The 2,409-nt window shown below is 46.9% G+C and carries 1 protein-coding gene; it reads right to left on the bottom strand.

The window, feature by feature from the left end:
* Positions 1-73: 73 nt before the first annotated feature.
* Positions 74-2,353 carry a hypothetical protein gene (locus EJP87_RS15430; protein WP_130472750.1) on the bottom strand — a complete coding sequence of 760 codons (2,280 nt, stop codon included), beginning with the start codon at positions 2,351-2,353 and terminating at the stop codon, positions 74-76.
* Between the last annotated feature and the right edge of the window lie 56 nt (positions 2,354-2,409).

Below are 2,409 nucleotides of genomic sequence, written 5' to 3' on the forward strand. Positions count from 1 at the left end.
CGAAAAACTCCTCCCATGGAACATTGATAAAGCCATTTTGTCAATGAGCTGAGATACGCGGAGAATTCACCGCTTACAACTCACTGTCGTTGGTGCCAAACAAAACATCAAACACAGGTTGCGCAGATGACGCATCTTGCGCACGCACTTGGAAACGCAATACACCAATAAACCGACTCATCAGGCGTGCATTGTCATAAATCTGCTGGCGCACTGCACGCAACCTCCGTTCCTGGATTTGCCAATCACTCTCTGCCACCTGAGTCGCTGCCTCGGATTGCTTCTCCTTACAACCACTCATCTTGCGGATGGTATCCGGCAAAATATGCTCCAGAAAATCGACGTGATCGGCAAAAAAACTGCTCACACTCCAGCGCCATCGGGGCCACTCATCTTTTGCTTCGTCTCCATTGCGCCCACGTTTTGCGATGTTCCGTATCATTTGGTAGGCGGTTCGGACAGCCAACAACTTCTCTTCGGCAGCCCCCAGAATCTGCCTGGGCGAAGTCACAATCTCTTCTGGAACAGCAACATGCAAACTGGATGGTATAAATGGCTCCAATACAGGCCACTTCTCTGGATCGTCAGACAACCCCTGGTGCCCCTCCGCTTTTCGATCGGGGTCCAAAACAAAAATGATATGCCTCTGTTGCTCATCAAACGCATAGGTACGCAACAGGGGATCATGCAACAGCTCTTCTTCCATCCTATTAATATGGTTCAAAAAAATCATTCCAGAAAGAAGACAAGCAAATTGTTTCTGCAGGGCGACTCCCTTAGGAATCCCAACAAAGATTCCATGCTTTTCCTCTTCAATATAATTTTGCAACTGTCCATAATATTCTGGAACATTTAATGGCAGCGGATCATTGCGCGCAAGCAGGATCATGATTTTCTCATACTCATAAAAATTTAAGTAATTCATATACAGCTTAAAAACTGCTTTAGTTTTTTTATATAATTCACGATAAACAAATTGTGCGCATGGCATCTTGGTTGCCCAGCGCAAGGGAATCTTCATCTCCGCCAATGCAGTTTGCAACTGTGCCATCAGCTCCCCCTGCTGCATGGTTCCAGGTGGCCACTTCTCCTTCATGTGATTCTGTTTTCTCTTAATGAGCAGCTCAACAACCAGTGCCAATTGTTCGACCTTGGACACAACGCGCAAAAAATCAAACAAGACATTGCGCGCTTCGATAAAAAATTCATAAATGCGCACGATAACGATACGAATCGGCATATTGGGACCAATCTCGTCATCGTGCAGATAATAATTTTGATAAGTGGCCTCCTCAAAAGCAAGGAGAGACTCTTTTGTCGGCAACAAAGGCGCACTGCTCTCCGGTTGCCGGAACCCGATCAAACAATTGACATGTTGTATCTGGTGGCGATCGTTTGAGCCCATAGCCAACAAAGGAATACCGCAACGCAAATATAACAGGCTATGGTGAATAAAAGAGGAGAGACTAAAGCTATAGCTGTGAGAGCCTCTGCCATGCAGATCACCCAATATCGTCACTGATGATAACCCGGGCTGCTGCCGAATAGCCGCAGAGAGTTGGCTGCGGCGTAGATAGACCAAAGAGGGTGAATGCTTCTCTTGGGCATCCATTTCATTGGCCATACGGGTCAATTCTGGAGAGGAGATCCTCCGTGGTCCATAAACGGGAGACTGCAAAGCACTCCACAAGCTGACTGTACCACAGGCTCCAGTAGCCATATCCTGCTGCTGCCAAGCCAATCCATGCACAGTCAGTGTCACCCCAGCAATATGAACCTTATAGCTTTGCGCCGTATTACACACGCAAGATCGAACATGTTCTCTCTCTGGCGACTGTATGCGCACAGCAGTAAATTCATCCGCACAATTATGGCTACGGCAAGTCAATACTGTGCGTCCCAGATATAGGCGGCGCAATGGTCTGATTACGACAAAGCCACAGTAATTTTTCTGCAACCTCTTTAATGCGTCATCACTCGAAACAACCTCCTTGCCTGACTCCTCACGTTTCGGCCCGGCTATGCCACTGCCCATAGCGTGAAGAAACAATTCTTTCAGCTTTTCTTCTATCTGTTTTGATGAATCTTCAGCAGCAAGAGAAAAGAAATGCAACCTTTTACAGCGATTTACATAATCATTTGCCCCTTTGCTGTAAAAGTCCTGATACTGCGCCAGATAGTCCCAATCATAATAGTCGGACTCCTCAAGAACGCAATTTACCCCCAAATCAGTCAAATAACAGCTCAGATAGCGAACCTGCATGGAACGACGTGACAACACTTCGCTGGTCAGAACATTCCGATCTGCATCCGGCAAAAAGGGAGAAAATTTTAACTCCAACAGGTAAGCCACCGGCTATGCCGGTGGACTAAACAAGGCTACGCCGTTCCGTCGTGCTGAAAAATCGT

Origin of the sequence: Candidatus Magnetaquicoccus inordinatus (assembly GCF_004217665.1) — a bacterium.
Taxonomy (GTDB): Bacteria; Pseudomonadota; Magnetococcia; order Magnetococcales; family Magnetaquicoccaceae; genus Magnetaquicoccus; species Magnetaquicoccus inordinatus.